1 protein-coding gene is annotated in these 1301 nt (G+C 69.0%); it reads left to right on the top strand.

Annotated features, from left to right (window positions below):
- The first annotated feature begins 66 nt into the window (after positions 1-66).
- A protein-coding gene (locus V6U77_RS29780) for an IS3 family transposase (protein WP_442934543.1) occupies positions 67-1271 on the top strand; the annotation gives its coding sequence in 2 pieces (ribosomal slippage) (positions 67-301 and positions 301-1271; 1206 coding nt in all).
- Positions 1272-1301 lie beyond the last annotated feature (30 nt).

Below are 1301 nucleotides of genomic sequence, written 5' to 3'. Positions count from 1 at the left end.
TGGGCTTCCCCCTGAGATGTGGACACCCTGAGACTGGATGTTGGTCCAGAGGAAGGGGTGTCCCCGTTGGGGCGTCCATCGAAGTACACAGAAGAGTTCCGGCGTGACGCGGTCGACCTGGTCCGCTCGTCGCAGCGGCCGATCAATCAGGTGGCCCGTGAGCTAGGGATGAGTCACGAGACGTTGCGGAACTGGGTCCGCGCCGCCGAACGCCAGAGCGGGATCGCCGCGACCGCCTCGGGTGGGGACGGGTTGTCGGTGGCGGACAAGGACGCCGAGATCGCCCGCCTGCGGCGTGAGGTCGCGGAGTTGCGGCAGGAGAAGGAGATCCTGCGCAAGGCAGCCGCCTATTTCGCGAAGGAGATGGATCGGTGACCAGCCGCTTCCGGTTCATCTCCACCCACCGTGCCGCCTTCGGCGTCAAGCGGCTGTGCCGGGTCCTGGCGGTCTCCCGCTCCGGGTTCTACCGCTGGACCGCCAGCGAGCCCGCCCGGCAGGCTCGCGCCGCCGACGAGGACGCCCTCGCCGAACAGATCAAGGTCATCCACGCCGGCTCGGGCGACACCTACGGATCCCCGCGGGTGACCGTCGAGCTGCACGATCAGGGCGTGCGCGTCAACCGCAAGCGGGTGGAGCGGATCATGCGCCAACGCGACGTGGTGGGCCGGCACCTGCGCCGCCGCAAACGCACCACCATCCCCGACCCGGCCGCCCCACCAGTGCCGGACCTGATCGGCCGGGACTTCACCGCCACCGCACCGGACCAGCGATGGTGCGGCGACATCACCTACCTACGCGTCGGCGCCGGCTGGCTCTATCTGGCCACGGTCATCGACATCGCCACCCGACGGCTGATCGGCTGGTCGATCAACACCCACACGCGCGCGGAACTGGTCATCGACGCCCTCGACGCGGCGGTCGCCGCCCGCGGCGGCCGGGTCGACGGGGTGATCTTCCACTCGGACAGGGGCGCCCAATACGGCAGCGGCGACTTCGCCGACGCCTGCCAACAGCACGGCATCCGCCGCTCGACGGGGCGGATCGGCTCGTCGTACGACAACGCCCTGGCCGAGTCGTTCTTCGCCACCCTGAAGCGTGAACTCGACGTCGACCGCCGACACTGGACATCCGAGACCGACGCCCGCCGCGACGTGTTCCGCTGGATCGCCTTCTACAACCACCGACGACGCCACTCCGCGCTGGGCTACCTCAGCCCCGCCAATTACGAACAGGCTCTCGCACCGACTACGCTGCATCAGATCGCGGCATAACCCGGTGTCCACATCCCGGGGGGAACCTCA

The sequence above is a fragment of the Micromonospora sp. CPCC 205546 genome (genome assembly GCF_036902715.1).
In the GTDB taxonomy this organism is placed as follows: domain Bacteria; phylum Actinomycetota; class Actinomycetes; order Mycobacteriales; family Micromonosporaceae; genus Micromonospora.
Note: the sequence above shows the minus strand (reverse complement) of the source record. Positions and strands in the feature narration are given on the sequence as shown.